This is a genomic window from Mesorhizobium sp. M0598, from assembly GCF_040320865.1.
In the GTDB taxonomy this organism is placed as follows: domain Bacteria; phylum Pseudomonadota; class Alphaproteobacteria; order Rhizobiales; family Rhizobiaceae; genus Mesorhizobium.
On sequence record NZ_JAMYQL010000020.1, the window covers coordinates 1 to 17,036 of the forward strand.

Genomic DNA, 17,036 nt, shown 5'->3' on the forward strand with positions numbered 1-17,036 from the left:
GCCAGGCTGTGGACGACCTGGTCCGGGCAGCGCGGATCGTCGATGCAACGCGCCAGACGCTCGGCCACCCGCAACCGCTTTTCCACCTCGGCCAAGGCCAGAACGCCGCTGTTGGACGACAGCATGCCGCCGTCGAAACGGGCGACGACGGACTTGCCGCCGCCTGATGACAAACCGCTCAGCGGCAGCGCAAGATCGTTCATGGTGGGTGTGGTCTCCGGGAAATGGTTCGGATCGGCTTAAGCAACCAAATCCTACGTCATTTCAACGATCAGATCCCGAGCAGCCAGCCAGTATTCGACCGTCGCTGGCGCCTCCGCCCACTGAGGCCTTGTGCTTCCTCCAGCGAGTCAAGCCGATCACCATGCGTGTCGCCAGTTCTGGTGCTCACCCACGTGCCATTTGCGATCTTGTGTCGGTGAGAGCACCGCAAGCACCTCCCCTGCTAGAGGGCAAGGCGGCTTGCGTCGCCCGTGTTGTTACTATTCTTCGCTGTGGTCGGAGTTTTTTTCCTTGGCTTCGGAATCGGGACATTCGGCTTTGCAAAAAAATAGGCCATCGTGGTCGATCGTCACGCCCCCGAGTTCGGCGGCACGATGGGACGACAACGGCAGCGCAAGCTCCATTTGCGCGAGGGGCTCGTCCCTTCAAATACTTGATGCATTTGCGCTTTGCGTACCTCCGTGCATGTTGCTCGATGCCAGGCGGAGACCTCTGTCTAAACGATGGCGCATCGATGCAACGCCCACGCGTAGATCGCCATCATCGCGGCGATCGCTTTGCCGCGATCGCCGCAGCCGTTTTCGAGCACGACAATCATGCCGGCGCTGTCGGCAGCGATGCGCATGCAAAAATTCACAGATGCATTCTGGCCAAATGCTAGCTGCCCAGCAAATGTCCGGCATTTCGCAAGGCCCCTAGGAAGAGACTGGCATGGCCGTTGGCATCGATCTTGGCCTGCATCGACAGGGGCATGCTGTGCCAGTTCTCCAAGGGAGCAATGAAATGTGAGAACGTACCGTTGACGATGCAATGGTGGGTAACAAGGCCCTGTCTGTCCAACGCCAGCACGCCGATCTGGTCGCCCTGATATCGGATGGCTGCGACCCGCTGGACCCCCGCATCACCGTCGACCCGCACGTCGAAAAGCAGGATGCCGCGGCTCCTGGTGGCTACCTCGGCGGCCTTTTCAGCGAAGCTTAAGGAGAGCGAGCGGACGCTTTCGACCGCCAGCTGTAAAACCATCAAATCCAGTTCATCCACTGCCATAAGGTACCTGCGCGCAACACATGGGTGATAGCAATCGACCACACCGCTTGTTCACAGATGTCGGCTCACGACCGATCATTCAGGTTGTTGCCGGACGTCCATTGACCGAGGGAGTGCTCCGGTTCGAACCGATCCTGAAGCGGAATGCGCTGGATCTACGGAACCCGAGGAGCAGGCCAGCCAAAGTTGCCGCGACAATTGATGTCGTGATCATTCCAGACATCTGCATCGGCGTCGCTGAACATCCCACTGGTAAGTCCGTTGTTTGCGGCAAGCCCATCCTTGGGCCGTCTAGTACCTGAAACCCTCGCGGTGGCGTCCCTCGAAGCTCGGGACCGCCTGGCGCTTGATCGTCGAGAACTTTGTTTACGAAGGTCCGGACCTCCTGCAGAGCTTATTCTGGTGCGCTCGCCTTTGAGCATTCCGCTGAAGCGTGACGTTTCGCTAGTCAGTGTTCCTTGCAGGCTCACCGCGAGGGCGCCTTGCACACAGCTGCACGTCAGCGCATGAAACTCGTCCCCCGTTCACTTCACAAAATGGATTTCCTGAAGTACTGGGAGCGCAGAGAAATCTCCGGTCGCAGCCTACCCGGTTAAAACAAGGACCCAAAAATGAAGACTCTCGTCGTCTGCTCCGGCGGATTGGACTCCGTTACCCTTGCTCACAAGGTGGCAGCGGAGCACGAACTCGCCGGCCTCCTATCTTTCGATTACGGCCAACGGCATAGGAAGGAATTGGGCTTCGCCGCCCTTTGCGCGGAGCGACTGAGCGTCCCGCACCGCATCATCGACATCCACGAGATCGGCGGCGGCCTTTCCGGCTCCGCGCTGACCGATAATGTGGACGTGCCCGACGGGCACTACGCCGAAGACACGATGAAGGTCACGGTGGTGCCGAACCGGAACGCCATCATGTTGGCCATTGCCTTCGGCTTCGCCGCAGCGCACGGCGCTGAGGCGGTGGCGACGGCCGTGCATGGTGGGGATCATTTCATTTATCCCGACTGCCGTCCGGCCTTCATCGACGCTTTCCAGATGATGCAGGACCACGCGCTCGACGGCTACGCGAAGATTCGCATTTATGCACCCTATGTGAATCTCACGAAGGCGGACATTGTTAGGAATGGAGCAGCATACGGCACGCCATTTGCGCAGACCTGGTCCTGCTACAAGGGCGCCGAGCGTCACTGCGGGAGGTGCGGGACCTGTGTCGAGCGGCGCGAGGCGTTTCATCTCTCTGGGCAGCCGGACCCCACCGACTACGAGGACTCCGACTTCTGGCTCGATGCGCTGCGAAGGAGGACCGCGTAATGTTCCGCATCACCAAGGAATTCCACTTCTCAGCCTCGCATCAGCTCACCTCGTTGCCACCCGATCACCAATGCGCGCGCCTGCACGGGCATAACTACATCGTTGAAGTGGAGCTTTCAGCGAATGGACTGAACGAGAACGGCTTTGTGCGCGACTATCACGATTTGGCGCCATTCAAACGCTACATCGACGAGAGCTTCGACCACCGACATCTCAACGACGTGCTGGGACATGAGCAAGTCACGGCGGAATATCTGGCCAGACATTTTTATGAATGGTGCAAGGCACGCCTGCCCGAAACCTCGGCCGTGCGGGTGAGCGAAACGCCGAAAACCTGGGCGGAATACCGGCCATGACCGATACGCATCCCGCAATCCGCGTGAGTGAGATTTTCGGGCCGACGATCCAGGGCGAGGGCGTGCTCATCGGTTTGCCGACGGTCTTCGTCAGAACCGGCGGGTGTGACTATCGCTGTTCCTGGTGCGACAGCCTGCATGCGGTGGACAATCAATTCCGCCATGAATGGGAGATGATGTCCATTGCCGCGGTGTGGCAAAACGTGCTTGCGCTTTCCGGTGGCCGCCCGCTGATGGTATCGCTGTCAGGCGGCAATCCGGCCATCCAGCCGCTCGGCGCGCTCATCGAGCGAGGCCATGGTGAAGGTTACCGTTTTGCGCTGGAAACCCAAGGTTCGGTGGCCAGAGACTGGTTTGCCGACCTTGACGTGCTAGTCCTCAGCCCAAAGCCGCCGTCAAGCCAAATGACGACCGATTGGGCCGCTTTCGAGGCCTGCCTCCAGGCGGCACAAGGCAGGCCGCAAGTCGTGCTCAAGCTCATTGTTTTCGACGAAAGGGACTACGCCTACGCGAAAGACGCCGCTGCGAGATTTCCGCGACTTCCGATCTATCTGCAACCCGGCAATCACACGCCGCCACGCCTCGCAAATGAAGACGCGCCTGTCGACCTTGACGGAATATTGAAGCGGATGGAGTGGCTGGTTGATAGCGCGACCCGCGACAGGTGGTTCGAAGCCCGTGTGCTGCCGCAGCTGCACGTTATGCTCTGGGGTAACAAGAGAGCCGTGTAGCCTAGGCGCGCTTTTCACTGAAACTGCGCCGGCGGATATTCGGGTGGACGGGTTGTCCCACGCTTGACGGCGCTGCCGGGGTGCTTGCGGACTTCTGCCACCGGCACCAAGAGCGTGGCCAGCCGCTTACGACTCGGATTGTTGCCGAGGCTCGGTTTCGACGGGCGTCCCTGGCGCGAACCAATCAAAGGGTTAGCGCGAGCCACGGGTGGATAGTATGGTGGTGCGATGCGGCGGCGCCTGCTGCAGCTGGCACGGTCCTTGCGGATTCTTGTTGCAAGGCCGAAGGGAGCTGTCGGCCGACAACCATGATCTGGCCAGGACGATTGTCGACTGCTTCCGATACAGAAAAGAGGCCGGACGTGGCGCTTTAGGGACTGCGAAATGGAATACGGCGCCGGAAGGCACGACCGGACGATATCGTCACTATGCCAAGACGCGTCTGGTCCGCTTCGAATCCTGTTTCGACACGACGGTCGCCGATCAACAGTGAAAAACATAGCGCAATCGGTTCACGATCGACTGAGAACCATGACCGTTCCTCTGCGGTGCTCAGACTGCCGCTGAGTGCCTGGCCGTTCCACTTTCGAAATATTTGTCGAACTTTGCCGCGATGCTCCGGACAAAGGGCCGGCTTTCCGCAGGCACGACGAAGCGGTCACCATCAAGTTCAAGCAACCGCGCAGGATCTTGGAGGGCCGTGGAACTCGCTCGGACGAGAAGTCTTTGGCCGGCTTTGCCAAAGCGCTCCACCAGTACGATCGCCGAGAAGCCGAAGTCACACATCAGCCGCTCGATGATCCAGCCGCGAACACGGTCGTCTTCGGAAAGCGCAATGCCACGGACCGCAGCCAGCCCGCCGTTCTCGACCATGCGCCCATACTCGGCGGTCGAAGGCATGTTCTGTGTATAGCCCTGCCGAAACTGGCTGATGGATGACGGGCCAAGGCCGATCAAGGTCTCGCAGCGATCCTCGGTATAGCCTTGGAAGTTCCGGTGCAAAGTCCCGGCGCGGGCGGCAAGCGCCAGCGCATCGCCCGGCTTGGCGAAATGATCGAGCCCGATTGCTTCGTATCCCTGGTCCATGATCGCCCGCGCTGCCAATTGCGATTGGGCAAACCGCTCCGCCGGACCCGGCAACCAGGCCTCGTCGATCATCGTCTGATGTTTTTTGAACCACGGCACATGGGCGTAGCCAAAAAGCGCGATCCGATCCGATTCCAGGGTCAGTGCCTGTGCAACCGTGGAGGCGACGCTCTCCCTGGTCTGATGCGGCAGGCCGTAGAGCAGATCGAGATTGACGGATTCGACACCGCGCGAACGAACCCCATCAACAACCGTCTTTGTCTGCAGAAAGCTCTGCTCGCGGTTGATCGCTTTCTGCACCTTAGGGTCGAAATCCTGGACGCCGAGGCTCGCCCTTGTCATGCCGATTTCGGCAAGTGCATCGAGGCGGGCATCGTCCATATCGTTGGGTTCGATCTCAACGCTGATCTTTGCACCGGGGAGAAACGTGAAGCTGTTGCGCAGGACGGTTCCCAGCGCCACGATATCTTCCGGTTTGAGCATCGTCGGCGAACCGCCGCCGAAATGGACGGCACGCACGCGGCCCTTGCCTGCGACAAGACTGGAGACGGTAGCGATCTCGGCATCCAGTGAACGCAGATATGTGGTCACTGGTTCGTAGTGGCGTGTCTGCTTGGTGTGGCAAGCGCAGAACCAGCAAAGCTTGTCGCAATAGGGAATATGGAGGTAAAGCGATATCTCGTCACCACCTTGGAGCGCCTCCAACCAGCCTCGGTAAACGACGGCATCGACCCCCGCATGGAAATGCGGCGCGGTCGGATAGCTGGTATAGCGCGGGACGTTCTCGCCAAGTCTGGCAGCTAGCTCCAGTCGCATGTCGTGGTCCACCGTGTTTGCGTCGCCGGAACTGTGGATGCTTGGATGAGCCTAAGCCCTGATTTCGATCAACCTTCAGCACGGACAAACTGCCGCAAGGATTTTTCTACCGTCGATTGCTATCCTGCCCGCACTGGACCGGTAGAGCGATCGAATGACATTACGGCAGGACATTCACAGTTCCGGCATTCCCGTTCTTTGCCTGTCTTGCGAGGCACGGCACCGCGGTGTCTGTGGCGCGCTCGAACCAGACCATTTGGCTCAGCTCGCCAAGACGTCGTCGCGGCACAATATCGAGCCGGGGGTCGAACTGATCGGCGACGCCGAGACGGTCGACTGTTATTCAAACGTGCTTTCAGGCGTGGTGAAGCTGACGAAGAGCCTTTCGGACGGCCGCCAGCAGATCGTCGGCCTTCAGTTCGCGCCGGATTTTCTGGGACGGCCCTTCAAGATGAAAAGCGCGATCAATGCGGAAGCGGCAACAGCTGTCTCGCTATGCTCGTTTCCGAGAGCGGCCATCGAACGGATGATGAAGGAATCACCGGAATTTGTGCATCGCCTGCTCAAGCAGGCGCTGAACGAACTCGACGAGGCACGCGAATGGATGGTGACTCTGGGGCGCAAGACCGCACCGGAGAAGGTGGCGAGCTTTCTCCTCATGATCGCCCGGAATATCGGTTCCAGTGTTGACCCGGCGGCTAGGTCGGCGTGCTTCGAGCTGCCGATGACGCGTGCCGACATCTCTGATTTCCTTGGAATTACAAACGAGACCGTGAGCCGTCAGCTGACCAGCCTGAGAATGGACGGCGTGATTCGGATCGAGAACAACCGCCGTGTCACCGTGGACAGCATGAGCCGGCTGGAACGGCGCTGCGGCGGCCGAGGCGCAACCGCCGTTTGAATGACACCGAAGCTGCATGGCCTACGTCACTTACTTCGTTCGGGGCAGGGCATGCTCGCGTTGGGCTTAGAAGAAGTCGCATAGCGACAGCCCGCTCTCCATCCGATCGCATGAGCCAGGTGCGTTTCGGCCAACTCGTCGGCGAAGCATCCATCCTCGAGGTGCTCGACGTGCAACCGGCTGTTCCAGGCAGGATCGCACTCGGCCGAAGTCAATACGCCTCATACGCAGGGGAAAATCGCCGTCTCCCCGAACCATGAATGTCACGAAGGCAGCGCAACGCTGGCGCTGGCTGTCCCAAGGCATTGAAACATCGACGTTCGGCAAGGCATCGGCCTACTTTCCAGCGTCACAGAAGGCGCGCTTCCCCACACGCCCGCGATCGCCTCCATACCCGGCCCGACCGGGGACGCGGGGCCTGTCCATAAGCGTGGCGGCCGGTGCTGCGCTTCCACATTCGATCGCCACAGTCTGATCGCACCGAGCTCGATGCTGCTCGAAGCAAAATCGTGCGGCTCTGACATGGATCAGGGCGAGCAGGCCACGGCTGCGCAATAAGGCACTGCGGTTGGCGCCCGCCGGAATTGGAAATCGGGGCTTGCGATGAAATTCGGCACAGAGATCGTCCTTCTAAGCCTGTTTGCGTTTGCGGCCCTGGTGGCTGCCGGCTTCGGCGTAGATGAACCTTTTCGCCGGCATATGTGGGTTTTGCTCTTCGCCGTGGCTGGCTTCACTGCAATTCTGTTGCGCAACACGGAATTCAAGCGGGCAGTTCCGATCGACCCCGCCGCTTACATGGATGGGCCGATCCGCTACGGCGCCATCGCCACCGTATTCTGGGGCGTCGTCGGCATGCTGGTCGGCGTGGTTATCGCCCTGCAGCTCGCCTACCCCGATCTCAACATCCAGCCCTGGTTCAATTTCGGCCGACTGCGGCCTTTGCATACTTCCGGCGTGGTTTTTGCCTTCGGCGGCAATGCACTCATCTGCACGTCACTTTATGTCGTGCAGCGGACCTGTCGTGCCAGGCTGTTCGGCGGCGATCTCGCCTGGTTCGTGTTCTGGGGCTATCAGCTGTTCATCGTCATGGCGGCAACCGGCTACCTGCTCGGTATCACCGAGAGCCGCGAATACGCCGAGCCCGAATGGTATGTGGACCTGTGGCTGACCATTGTCTGGGTCGCCTATCTCATCCTGTTCCTCGGCACGATCCTAAAGCGCAAGGAACCGCACATCTATGTCGCCAACTGGTTCTACCTTGCCTTCATCGTGACCATCGCAATGCTACATGTGATCAACAACCTGTCGATGCCGGTCTCCTTCCTGGGCTCCAAGAGCTATTCAGCCTTCTCCGGCGTACAGGACGCCCTGACGCAATGGTGGTACGGCCACAATGCCGTCGGCTTCTTCCTCACCGCCGGCTTCCTCGGGATGATGTATTATTTCGTGCCCAAGCAGGCCAACCGACCGGTCTATTCCTACCGGCTGTCGATCATCCACTTCTGGGCTTTGATCTTTCTCTACATCTGGGCCGGTCCGCACCACCTCCACTACACCGCCCTGCCGGACTGGGCCCAGACGCTCGGCATGGTGTTCTCGATCATGCTGTGGATGCCGTCATGGGGCGGCATGATAAACGGCCTGATGACGCTCTCGGGCGCCTGGGACAAGCTGCGCACCGACCCGATCATCCGTATGATGGTCATGGCCATCGCCTTCTACGGAATGTCGACTTTCGAAGGCCCGATGATGTCAATCAAGGCCGTCAACTCGCTCTCGCACTACACCGACTGGACCATCGGTCACGTCCATTCGGGCGCGCTCGGATGGGTTGGCATGATCTCGTTCGGCGCGATTTATTTCATGGTCCCGAAGTTATGGAACCGCGACCGACTTTATTCGCTGCGGCTCGTCAACTGGCACTTCTGGCTGGCGACGCTTGGGATCGTCGTTTACGCCGCGGTGATGTGGGTCTCCGGCGTCATGCAGGGCCTGATGTGGCGCGAATACAACGAGCAGGGCTTCCTGGTCTACTCCTTTGCCGAAACCGTCGCCGCCATGCATCCCTACTACATCATGCGTGCCATCGGCGGCGCGATGTATCTGTCGGGCGCCCTCATCATGGCCTGGAACATCGCCATGACCATCCTCGACTACCAGCGCGAGGAGGATCCGATGCCGCGCTCCATCCCCGCCCTCCATCCTGTGCGATCAGGAGCCAGAAAATGGTCCTGATGGACAGACACGCGGTCATCGAGAAGAACGCCACACTTCTTCTCCTCGGGTCCCTGCTGGTCGTGACAATCGGCGGCATCGTCGAGATCGCACCGCTCTTTTATCTCGACAACACCATCGAGAAGGTGGAAGGCATGCGGCCCTATTCGCCGCTCGAGCTCGCCGGGCGCAACATCTATGTGCGTGAGGGCTGTTACCTCTGCCACAGCCAGATGATAAGGCCGTTCCGCGACGAGGTCGAGCGCTACGGCCACTATAGCCTGGCGGCCGAGTCGATGTACGACCACCCGTTCCAGTGGGGCTCGAAGCGCACCGGGCCGGATCTCGCCCGGGTCGGCGACCGCTACTCGAACGGATGGCACGTCCAGCATCTCACCGAGCCGCGTTCGGTGGTGCCGGAATCGATCATGCCGAGCTACGCGTTCCTGAAGGACATGCCGATCGAGGTGAAGGATTTCTCGACGCATCTGATCGCCAACAGCCGTGTCGGTGTGCCCTATTCAGACGACATGATCGCTCATGCCAATGCCGATCTCATGGCGCAGGCCGATGCGAATGCCGACACATCGGGCCTGGAGAGACGCTATCCGAAAGCCAAGGTTGGGGACTTCGACGGCGATCCGCAGCAGGTCACCGAAATGGATGCGCTGGTCGCCTATTTGCAGATGCTCGGCACGCTGGTCGATTTCAGGACCTATGACGAAGCCGCCGGTTACCGCTGAGGAGAATGGCGATGACCTACAATTTCATGCGGGAGTTTGCCGACAGCTGGGGCCTGCTTGCCATGGCGCTTTTCTTCCTCGGATGCGTTGCCTTTGCACTTCGTCCCGGCAGCCGCAGGCAAGCCGAGAGAGCCGCTCACATTCCTCTCAAGGACGACTGATCATGGGCAGCGAGCATATCGACGAGGTTTCGGGTATCTCGACGACCGGCCATGAGTGGGACGGCATCAAGGAACTCAACAACCCGCTTCCCCGCTGGTGGGTCATCACCTTCTACATCACCATTGCCTGGGCGATCGGCTACACCGTCGTCTATCCGGCATGGCCGATGCTGACTTCCGCGACCAGGGGTGTGCTGGGGTATTCGAGCCGCAGAGACGTCAAGAATGAACTGGCCGCGGCCGAAGTGGCCAAGGGTAAATTTGTCGCTGCCATTCAGACGAAGACCGTCTCCGAGATTACTGCCGACGATACGCTACGCGAATTCGCCGTCGCCGCAGGTGGCGCCGCGTTCAAGGTCAATTGCGTGCAGTGCCATGGCTCGGGCGCTCAAGGGTCCAAGGGTTTTCCCAACCTAAACGACGACGATTGGCTGTGGGGTGGCAACGCCGAACAGATCCAGCAGACGATTGCGCACGGCATCCGCTTCGCATCAGACCCGGATACGCGCCTGTCGGAAATGCCTGCTTTTGGCGACATCATCACGACGGATCAGATCAAGCAGGTCGGCGCCTATGTCGCAAGCCTCTCCGATCCTGTTCAGGACACAAGCCTGATCGAACTCGGCGCCAATGTTTTCGCCGAGAATTGTGCGGCCTGTCATGGTGAGAATGCAAAGGGCAACAGGGAGCTCGGCGCACCCGACCTGACCGACGCGATCTGGCTATACGGGTCTGGCGAAACAGCCATCGCCGCGCAGGTCCGCGCGCCGAAGCACGGCGTCATGCCGGCCTGGATCGGGCGTCTCGGCGAGATCAAGGCCAAGGAACTCGCGGTCTATGTCCATTCGCTTGGTGGCGGAGAATAGGTACGCAGCCTATTCTCGTCCTCCCCCCCACCGCCAAGCGACGAGGCCCGGCGCGAGCCGGGCCTCGGCATCATCCAGAAACCGATGGGTCGCTGGTGACTGGAGCTTCTCGTGCTCGATAACACGCAAATAGAACGGCTCGAAGCCGATGCGGTCAACTCCGCCAAGACCCGTCAGCCGCTCTATGCCGCACGCAAGAAGATCTTCCCGGCCCGGGCCTCTGGCAGTTTCCGCCGCTTCAAGTGGTCGGTGATGGCAATCACGCTGGGGATCTACTACCTGACGCCCTGGCTGCGGTGGGATCGCGGGCCATTTGCCCCGGACCAGGCCGTGCTGGTCGATCTTGCCAACCGCCGCTTCTACTTCTTCTTCATCGAGATCTGGCCGCAGGAATTCTATTATGTGGCTGGCCTGCTGGTCATGGCCGGTATCGGCCTTTTCCTGATCACATCCACCGTCGGCCGGGCCTGGTGCGGCTATACGTGCCCGCAGACCGTGTGGGTCGATCTGTTTCTGGTCGTCGAGCGAGCCATCGAGGGCGACCGCAACGCGCGCATGAAGCTCGATGCCGGGCCCTGGACTGCGCGCAAACTCGTGCTGCGAACATGGAAACACGCCATTTGGCTGGTCATAGGGGTGCTGACCGGCGGCGCCTGGATCTTCTATTTCGCCGATGCGCCGACGCTGCTTGGGGAACTCTTCACCGGCACCGCCGCCCCCGTTGCCTACATCACCGTGCCCGTGCTGACGGCGACGACCTATACGTTCGGCGGGCTGATGCGCGAGCAGGTCTGCACCTACATGTGCCCATGGCCGCGCATCCAGGCGGCCATGCTCGACGAGAATTCGCTCACTGTCACCTACAATGACTGGCGCGGCGAACCGCGCTCACGTCACGCCAAGAAGGTCCAGGCCGCCGGGCAGCCAGTCGGCGACTGCGTCGACTGCAATGCCTGTGTCGCGGTGTGCCCGATGGGGATCGACATTCGTGATGGCCAGCAGCTTGAATGCATCACCTGCGCGCTCTGCATTGATACCTGTGACGGTATCATGGACAAGCTCGGCAGGGAGCGCGGGTTGATCTCCTATGCGACGCTGGCCGACTACAACGCCAACATGATGCTGGCGACCCCGGGCGGCTCCGGTTCAGTCAACCCGTCACTGGTCAGGAGCGCTGACGGCCTGTTCTCCGACAACGTGGCCCGTTTCCATATCCGCAAGATCTTTCGCCCGCGCACCTTGATCTACATGGTCGCCTGGTCGGCGGCCGGTCTCGCGCTGCTCTATTCGCTGCTGACCCGCGAACGGCTCGAATTGAATGTCCTGCACGATCGCAACCCGCAGTTCGTGACGCTGTCCGACGGTTCGATCCGCAACGGCTACACCGTCAAGCTGCTCAACATGATCCCCGAACCAAGAACGATCATTGTCACGATGCAGGGCCTGCATGGAGCCGAAATGAGCGTTGTCGGCATCGACCTGCCGGCGGATCGTTCCTTCGCCATCCCGGTCGAACCCGACCGGCTGAAGATGCTCAAGGTTTTCGTGCGTCAGCCGGCAGATCAGGTTCGGGGTGCAGCGCAAAGCTTCAAGTTCCGGGTCGAAAACAAGGCAACGTTCGAGTCGGACGAATACACGGCCACTTTCAACGCACCGGAGAGCGCCAGATGAGCGACACCTCGCGACAATCCCGCGAATTCACCGGCAGGCATATGCTGTTCACCATCCTTGGCTTCTTCGGCGTGGTCATAGCGGTCAATCTGACAATGGCGACGCTCGCCAACACGAGCTGGACCGGCCTTGTCGTCGAAAACACCTATGTGGCGAGCCAGCAGTTCAACAAGAAGGCCGAGGAGGGGCGAGCTCAGGCAGCCCTCGGCTGGACTGGCAAACTGACCATCGCAGGCGGTGAGGTCCGCTACAGCCTCACCGATGCTGTCGGCAAGCCGGTTGCCTTGCATGGCGTCAAGGTGCTGTTTCGTCATCCCGCCTACGAGGCCGAGGACAAATCCGTCACTCTTGCCGCTGCCTCCGGTCAGATATTCGCCGCGCACCACATGCCCACGGATGGCGTCTGGATCGTCGAAATCGACGCCGATGCGAGCCTTGCGGAACCCTATCGCGACGTTCGCCGGATCATGATTTCCCGCGGGGCGCTGCAATGAGCTGCTGCGCGCCAGGCGCCGAAATGGCATTGGACCTGGAAAAGGTCACACTGGTCCTGCCTTCTGGCCAGGAAATCAGACTGGCGAGCCGCTCGATTGGCGAAAATCTTCGCCAGACCGACCTTTCGGTGCCGGCTGTGCATTGTGCCGCCTGCATCCAGACGATCGAGACGGCGATCGGCAAGCTGGATCGCGTCGAAGGCGCTCGTGTCAATCTTTCAACGAAACGTGTTTCGGTCCGGTGGCGCGGCGACGAGGTTCCGCCATTCGTCGCCACACTTGGACGGCTGGGCTATGGCGCGCACCTGTTCGATCCCGAGGCTGACGGGAAGGACAGGACGCTCTCGGAACTGATCCGCGCCGTCGCGGTCGCCGGCTTTGCGGCGGGCAACATCATGCTGCTATCAGTCTCCGTCTGGTCCGGCGCGCAAGGCGCGACCCGCGACCTGTTCCATTGGGTCTCGGCCTTGATTGCCATTCCTGCGCTCGCTTTCGCCGGCGGCATCTTCTTCAAGTCGGCCTGGAATGCGCTGCGCCACAGCCGCATGAACATGGACGTGCCGATCGCGGTCGGGGTATCGCTCGCTTACGCCATGAGCCTCTACGAGACGATCAACCATGGCGACCATGCTTATTTCGACGCGTCGGTGTCGCTGCTGTTCTTTCTGCTGATCGGCCGCACGCTGGATCACGTGATGCGGGAACGGGCGCGGACGGCCGTGAACGGACTGGCTCGGCTGGCGGCGCGCGGCGCCATGGTGCTGCGCGAGGATGGTTCGCGCGACTACTTGCCGGTTGGCGAGATCGAACCAGGAATGGCGCTCTTGATTGCGGCTGGCGAGAGGGTGCCCATCGACGGCAGGATCATTGGCGGGGCATCGGATCTCGACTGTTCCCTGGTTTCCGGGGAAAGCACGCCCAGAACGGTGGGCCCGGGGGCGCAGGTCCAGGCCGGTACACTCAATCTCACCGGTCCACTGACCATCGAGGCGACGGCCGCCGCGAAGGATTCCTTCCTGGCCGAAATGGTTCGGCTGATGGAAGCGGCAGAGGGCGGCCGCGCCCGCCATCGCAGGATCGCCGATCGCGTCTCCGCGCTCTACGCCCCCGTGGTCCACCTCACCGCCTTTGTGACGTTCCTCGGCTGGATGGCGGCGACCGGCGACTGGCACCGGGCAATAACAATCGCGATCGCCGTTTTGATCATTACATGCCCGTGTGCGCTCGGTCTCGCCGTGCCGATCGTGCAGGTGGTCGCTGCGCGGCGGCTGTTTGAAAGCGGCGTCATGGTCAGGGACGGCTCCGCCATGGAGCGCCTGGCCGGGATCGACACGGCATTGTTCGACAAAACCGGCACGCTTACGCTCGGACTGCCCAGGCTGATCAATGCGCCGTCCATCGATCCGACGATGCTCGCCATGGCGGCCGAGATGGCAGCGCATTCCCGCCATCCCTTTTCGAAGGCAATCGCTGGCAACGCAGCCTTTGCCGGCCAGGCGAAACTCGTGTCCGTCAGCGAGCATCCGGGCTTCGGCATCGAAGCCATCGCCGAGGGCAGTACCTGGCGGCTGGGTCGCCGCGGATGGGGTGAGTTGAAAGCCCGCACCGGCGGCGAAGGCAAACAAGGCTATGGCGGAACCGTTCTGACGAAGGACGGGGTCATTGTCGCGACTTTCGATTTCGAGGATGAGCTGCGTGCCGATGCCAAGGCGGCCATCGAGCAACTGAACGGCGCCGGCGTGTCGGTGGAGATGCTGTCGGGCGACACAGAAGCTGCCTGCGGCGAGGTCGCGGAAGCACTGGGCGTCGAGCGCTTCGTTCCCGCGTTGCTTCCCTCCGGAAAGGTCGAACAGATCGAAGCATTGACCCGAACTGCCCACAAGGTTCTGATGGTCGGCGATGGGCTCAACGACACGCCTGCATTGGGCGCCGCACACGTTTCGATCGCTCCGGCCACGGCGGCGGATATCGGGCGCAACGCCGCGGATTTCGTGTTCCTGCGTAAAAGTCTTCTGGCGGTCCCACTTGCTTTAGACATTTCGCGGAAGGCCGGACGGCTGATCCGGCAGAACATCGCCATCGCGATCGTTTACAATGGCATCGCCGTGCCGGTCGCCATTCTGGGGCACGTTACGCCACTGATCGCGGCGGTCGCGATGTCCGCCTCGTCCCTCCTGGTCATCGGCAATGCGCTACGCCTGCAAGGTTTCGTGTCAAATGCATCGGTGCAAGATGCCCGACATGACAGGCGCTCCGACATTGGCGCACTGGCACAATCCTGATGACGACGCTCGCCTACCTCGTACCTGTGGCCCTGTTCCTCGGGGCGCTTGGGCTGGCCGGGTTCCTGTGGGCCTTGAGGAGCGGCCAATATGAAGATCTCGATGGCGCCGCCGAGCGGATCCTGATCGACCGCGACGAGCCACGCACTTGACCCAGCCTGCCCTGCGAGGACTCGCTCGAATATTTTCCCCGGTTGCTTCGCCTCATGCCGATTTCGGCGCGCGACGGGTGCGAACGGATCAGCCAGAATACGTTGCCGAACTTTCGGCCAGGAAAGTGCTGCGTTTGTGCCGCTCCGCGCATTGCTATTTTTCCATACGTTTCCATATAATCCAATAAGTTAGCGGGCATCTCTCCATTGGCCTCCACAGGTCTACGCGGGGCGATATTAGGCGAATATTAGACGAGTCGCGGGGGAAGTGATGCTAAGAACGCTTGAAGAGTCGGCGGTCACGACTAAGGCCGCGGGTGCGAAATTGGCGCCCGGAACTCATTGGCGATCAATCGACCCGACCGTGCACCTGGGCTACCGCGTCGCGCCGCAGAAGACTGGTCGAGGCAAAACGTATCGAGGCCGTCTCAAAGGCCGCTGGCGACCCTGTAACTGTCCGCAGTGTCACCGAGGCTTACATACTAGAACGCGAGAAGGTTGAGCGCGCTCGCGGCGCTCGCCTTGATGCCGGCAATCGTATGCGAAAGCACATTCTGTCCGACGCCGCTATTGCTCACAAAGAATTGCATTGCTTGACGGAAGCCGACCTGCAGGATTGGCGCGGCCGTTTGCCTGCCAATTCGCCCGAGCAACCGTGCTCCGCGTTAACAACGACTTCAAAGCTGCCCTGAATGCGGGCGTCAGCAAGCACGCACGGCGGCTTCAATCCTTGAATGCCTCTCACGTCGGCGTCGTCGTCAAGAACGGCTTGGCTGCGACGGATGCGGTTTCCCCCCGTTGCCCGAGATAAGATCATACGCACGGCGGACCCGCACGCCTCCGGCAGGCTCTGGCTGTCCGGCACAATTCATCTATCGGGCGACGAGCCGCATAGAGAGTGTCGCGAGCACGCGCCTGCACTGACTCCTTAGCATTCGGGGATTCTAGACCTCCGTTTGTATATCGCAAACTAAAAATCAGTATCGTTTGCATATCGCAAACAACATTGGAAGATATCTTCCGCCATCACCTGATAAAACGTGGCAAGCACGTTTTGTACTTGATTTGCGAATGGATTTGTCGAAGTGTGAGTGAACCGGCGAGTGATAGAAACACTCGCCGGCTCTAACCACAACCAAAGAGGACGCTTCGATATGGCCGTCACCCAAAATATAGAATTGCCCGAATTCAGCAAGTTGATCTTGGCCGCAGCCAGGCTCGCTAAAGCCGGTCAAGACCAAGATCTTGGCGAACCAATCGACGTCAGGACCGGCGGAACCTATCGCACCCGAGGCGGCCTCTGTGTCGGGCCGCTCCGCCCTTTTCGAGACGAGGAGGACGGCGCCCACACCGATGCCGCCGGGCGTTCCGCATGGTTCTTCGCCCCAGGTATCGGCGCCTATGACCGATACGGCTGCATCCTGTCCGGCGAGATCCCGGAAAGCCAGTTGGACTGCGTCGCCCCGTGGCCTCGCCATCCTCTTGATATAGATCTAGAGTTCTCAAACAAGGAAATGCAGACATGATCGCTTTCGAAACCGGCAAGACCTTGACCGCCGGAACGTAACAATCTCAATCTGCGAGCTTTTTTCCTTTCAAGAGCGACATTAGCTCTTGCTTCGTCAATCCGTTGATTGACATATAAAGAGAGTGACTCTTCTTCTCAACCAGCGTGTCCCTACAGCCCTTGCTGCAGGTTTTTGCGGTGGCATCCCAAGACGCATAGCAGCGCTTGGGGCATGTTATGCTGCAAGAGTCTTTCCCCGTATCGCACGTATCAGAATACGCCGCCGTAGGTAACAAACCCGTTGCGGCGACAAGTAGGATCTTGCCGTAAGCTTTCATTGCAGACCCCTTTTCATCTCGGAAACAAGCCATAATACAAGCCGCTACTAAATTAGTAAATAGAAAAGTACTGCCAAAGTAACAGGTCACGCAATTCCGGGCGTCTCGCCGACTTTTCAGTAGTGTAAACATATGCTTG

Annotated in this window: 18 protein-coding genes; 13 read left to right on the top strand and 5 right to left on the bottom strand. The window is 60.3% G+C overall.

Annotated features, from left to right (window positions below; genetic code table 11):
* The 4 genes from NKI59_RS22300 to NKI59_RS22315 form a co-directional block, all read right to left on the bottom strand.
* The coding region (locus NKI59_RS22300) for a transposase (protein ID WP_352706890.1) at positions 1–203 on the bottom strand (203 nt) is incomplete at its 3' end.
* 279 nt (positions 204–482) lie between these two features.
* A complete protein-coding gene (locus tag NKI59_RS22305) occupies positions 483–626 on the bottom strand; it encodes a hypothetical protein (RefSeq protein ID WP_352541546.1) in 144 nt (47 codons plus the stop codon).
* Between the two features lie 92 nt (positions 627–718).
* Complete coding sequence (locus tag NKI59_RS22310) at positions 719–847, bottom strand: hypothetical protein (RefSeq protein ID WP_023722056.1); 129 nt, start codon at positions 845–847, stop codon at positions 719–721.
* A gap of 32 nt (positions 848–879) precedes the next feature.
* On the bottom strand, positions 880–1,269 hold the full coding sequence (locus NKI59_RS22315; protein WP_023722055.1) for a hypothetical protein: 390 nt from the start codon (positions 1,267–1,269) through the stop codon (positions 880–882).
* A gap of 611 nt (positions 1,270–1,880) precedes the next feature.
* On the opposite strand from NKI59_RS22315, the gene queC reads away from it, so the two are divergent.
* From queC to queE, 3 genes are read left to right on the top strand one after another with little or no spacing between them, the layout of a single operon-like run.
* Positions 1,881–2,579, top strand: a complete 699-nt coding sequence (gene queC, locus NKI59_RS22320; RefSeq protein WP_352578927.1) for a 7-cyano-7-deazaguanine synthase QueC — start codon at positions 1,881–1,883, stop codon at positions 2,577–2,579.
* Entirely contained in the window at positions 2,579–2,935 is a 357-nt protein-coding gene (queD, locus tag NKI59_RS22325) for a 6-carboxytetrahydropterin synthase QueD (protein ID WP_023679623.1), read from the top strand. The genes queC and queD overlap by 1 nt, the downstream gene beginning before the upstream one ends.
* Complete coding sequence (gene queE, locus NKI59_RS22330) at positions 2,932–3,666, top strand: 7-carboxy-7-deazaguanine synthase QueE (RefSeq protein WP_352706893.1); 735 nt, start codon at positions 2,932–2,934, stop codon at positions 3,664–3,666. Before queD ends, queE begins: the two co-directional genes overlap by 4 nt.
* A 552-nt stretch (positions 3,667–4,218) precedes the next feature.
* Here the strand turns inward: queE and hemN are convergent.
* Positions 4,219–5,568 carry an oxygen-independent coproporphyrinogen III oxidase gene (hemN, locus tag NKI59_RS22335; protein WP_352706895.1) on the bottom strand — a complete coding sequence of 450 codons (1,350 nt, stop codon included), beginning with the start codon at positions 5,566–5,568 and terminating at the stop codon, positions 4,219–4,221.
* 154 nt (positions 5,569–5,722) lie between these two features.
* On the opposite strand from hemN, the gene NKI59_RS22340 reads away from it, so the two are divergent.
* From NKI59_RS22340 to NKI59_RS22385, 10 genes are all read left to right on the top strand, one after another.
* Positions 5,723–6,469, top strand: a complete 747-nt coding sequence (locus NKI59_RS22340) for a Crp/Fnr family transcriptional regulator (RefSeq protein ID WP_352484157.1) — start codon at positions 5,723–5,725, stop codon at positions 6,467–6,469.
* 603 nt (positions 6,470–7,072) lie between these two features.
* Entirely contained in the window at positions 7,073–8,704 is a 1,632-nt protein-coding gene (ccoN, locus tag NKI59_RS22345; RefSeq protein WP_352706899.1) for a cytochrome-c oxidase, cbb3-type subunit I, read from the top strand.
* Complete coding sequence (ccoO, locus tag NKI59_RS22350) at positions 8,695–9,426, top strand: cytochrome-c oxidase, cbb3-type subunit II (protein WP_352516162.1); 732 nt, start codon at positions 8,695–8,697, stop codon at positions 9,424–9,426. The genes ccoN and ccoO overlap by 10 nt, the downstream gene beginning before the upstream one ends.
* An 11-nt stretch (positions 9,427–9,437) precedes the next feature.
* A complete protein-coding gene (locus NKI59_RS22355; RefSeq protein WP_023679629.1) occupies positions 9,438–9,587 on the top strand; it encodes a cbb3-type cytochrome c oxidase subunit 3 in 150 nt (49 codons plus the stop codon).
* A 2-nt stretch (positions 9,588–9,589) separates the two neighbouring features.
* Positions 9,590–10,453 (top strand): cytochrome-c oxidase, cbb3-type subunit III, encoded by an 864-nt coding sequence (gene ccoP, locus NKI59_RS22360; protein WP_352706901.1) that lies wholly within the window; start codon positions 9,590–9,592, stop codon positions 10,451–10,453.
* 111 nt (positions 10,454–10,564) lie between these two features.
* A complete protein-coding gene (ccoG, locus tag NKI59_RS22365) occupies positions 10,565–12,124 on the top strand; it encodes a cytochrome c oxidase accessory protein CcoG (protein ID WP_352706904.1) in 1,560 nt (519 codons plus the stop codon).
* Entirely contained in the window at positions 12,121–12,618 is a 498-nt protein-coding gene (locus NKI59_RS22370) for a FixH family protein (RefSeq protein WP_352516165.1), read from the top strand. Before ccoG ends, NKI59_RS22370 begins: the two co-directional genes overlap by 4 nt.
* The gene (locus NKI59_RS22375) at positions 12,615–14,900 is read left to right on the top strand and encodes a cation-translocating P-type ATPase (RefSeq protein WP_352706906.1); all 2,286 of its coding nucleotides are present in this window, start codon (positions 12,615–12,617) and stop codon (positions 14,898–14,900) included. The genes NKI59_RS22370 and NKI59_RS22375 overlap by 4 nt, the downstream gene beginning before the upstream one ends.
* Positions 14,900–15,052: a cbb3-type cytochrome oxidase assembly protein CcoS gene (gene ccoS / locus NKI59_RS22380; RefSeq protein ID WP_352595335.1), complete on the top strand. Its 153-nt coding sequence runs from the start codon at positions 14,900–14,902 to the stop codon at positions 15,050–15,052. Before NKI59_RS22375 ends, ccoS begins: the two co-directional genes overlap by 1 nt.
* 1,154 nt (positions 15,053–16,206) lie before the next feature.
* Entirely contained in the window at positions 16,207–16,578 is a 372-nt protein-coding gene (locus NKI59_RS22385; RefSeq protein ID WP_352706909.1) for a hypothetical protein, read from the top strand.
* Positions 16,579–17,036: the final 458 nt, after the last annotated feature.

What these genes read in the sequence shown, in the direction of transcription:
- NKI59_RS22375 (WP_352706906.1), top strand. Translation starts at nt 12,615, where the DNA reads ATGAGCTGCTGCGCGCCAGGCGCCGAAATGGCATTGGACCTGGAAAAG.
- NKI59_RS22355 (WP_023679629.1), top strand. Translation starts at nt 9,438, where the DNA reads ATGACCTACAATTTCATGCGGGAGTTTGCCGACAGCTGGGGCCTGCTT.
- NKI59_RS22370 (WP_352516165.1), top strand. Translation starts at nt 12,121, where the DNA reads ATGAGCGACACCTCGCGACAATCCCGCGAATTCACCGGCAGGCATATG.
- ccoO (WP_352516162.1), top strand. Translation starts at nt 8,695, where the DNA reads ATGGTCCTGATGGACAGACACGCGGTCATCGAGAAGAACGCCACACTT.
- queD (WP_023679623.1), top strand. Translation starts at nt 2,579, where the DNA reads ATGTTCCGCATCACCAAGGAATTCCACTTCTCAGCCTCGCATCAGCTC.
- NKI59_RS22385 (WP_352706909.1), top strand. Translation starts at nt 16,207, where the DNA reads ATGGCCGTCACCCAAAATATAGAATTGCCCGAATTCAGCAAGTTGATC.
- NKI59_RS22340 (WP_352484157.1), top strand. Translation starts at nt 5,723, where the DNA reads ATGACATTACGGCAGGACATTCACAGTTCCGGCATTCCCGTTCTTTGC.
- hemN (WP_352706895.1), bottom strand. Translation starts at nt 5,568, where the DNA reads ATGCGACTGGAGCTAGCTGCCAGACTTGGCGAGAACGTCCCGCGCTAT.
- NKI59_RS22305 (WP_352541546.1), bottom strand. Translation starts at nt 626, where the DNA reads ATGGAGCTTGCGCTGCCGTTGTCGTCCCATCGTGCCGCCGAACTCGGG.
- ccoS (WP_352595335.1), top strand. Translation starts at nt 14,900, where the DNA reads ATGACGACGCTCGCCTACCTCGTACCTGTGGCCCTGTTCCTCGGGGCG.
- queC (WP_352578927.1), top strand. Translation starts at nt 1,881, where the DNA reads ATGAAGACTCTCGTCGTCTGCTCCGGCGGATTGGACTCCGTTACCCTT.
- queE (WP_352706893.1), top strand. Translation starts at nt 2,932, where the DNA reads ATGACCGATACGCATCCCGCAATCCGCGTGAGTGAGATTTTCGGGCCG.
- ccoN (WP_352706899.1), top strand. Translation starts at nt 7,073, where the DNA reads ATGAAATTCGGCACAGAGATCGTCCTTCTAAGCCTGTTTGCGTTTGCG.
- ccoP (WP_352706901.1), top strand. Translation starts at nt 9,590, where the DNA reads ATGGGCAGCGAGCATATCGACGAGGTTTCGGGTATCTCGACGACCGGC.
- NKI59_RS22310 (WP_023722056.1), bottom strand. Translation starts at nt 847, where the DNA reads ATGCGCATCGCTGCCGACAGCGCCGGCATGATTGTCGTGCTCGAAAAC.
- NKI59_RS22315 (WP_023722055.1), bottom strand. Translation starts at nt 1,269, where the DNA reads ATGGCAGTGGATGAACTGGATTTGATGGTTTTACAGCTGGCGGTCGAA.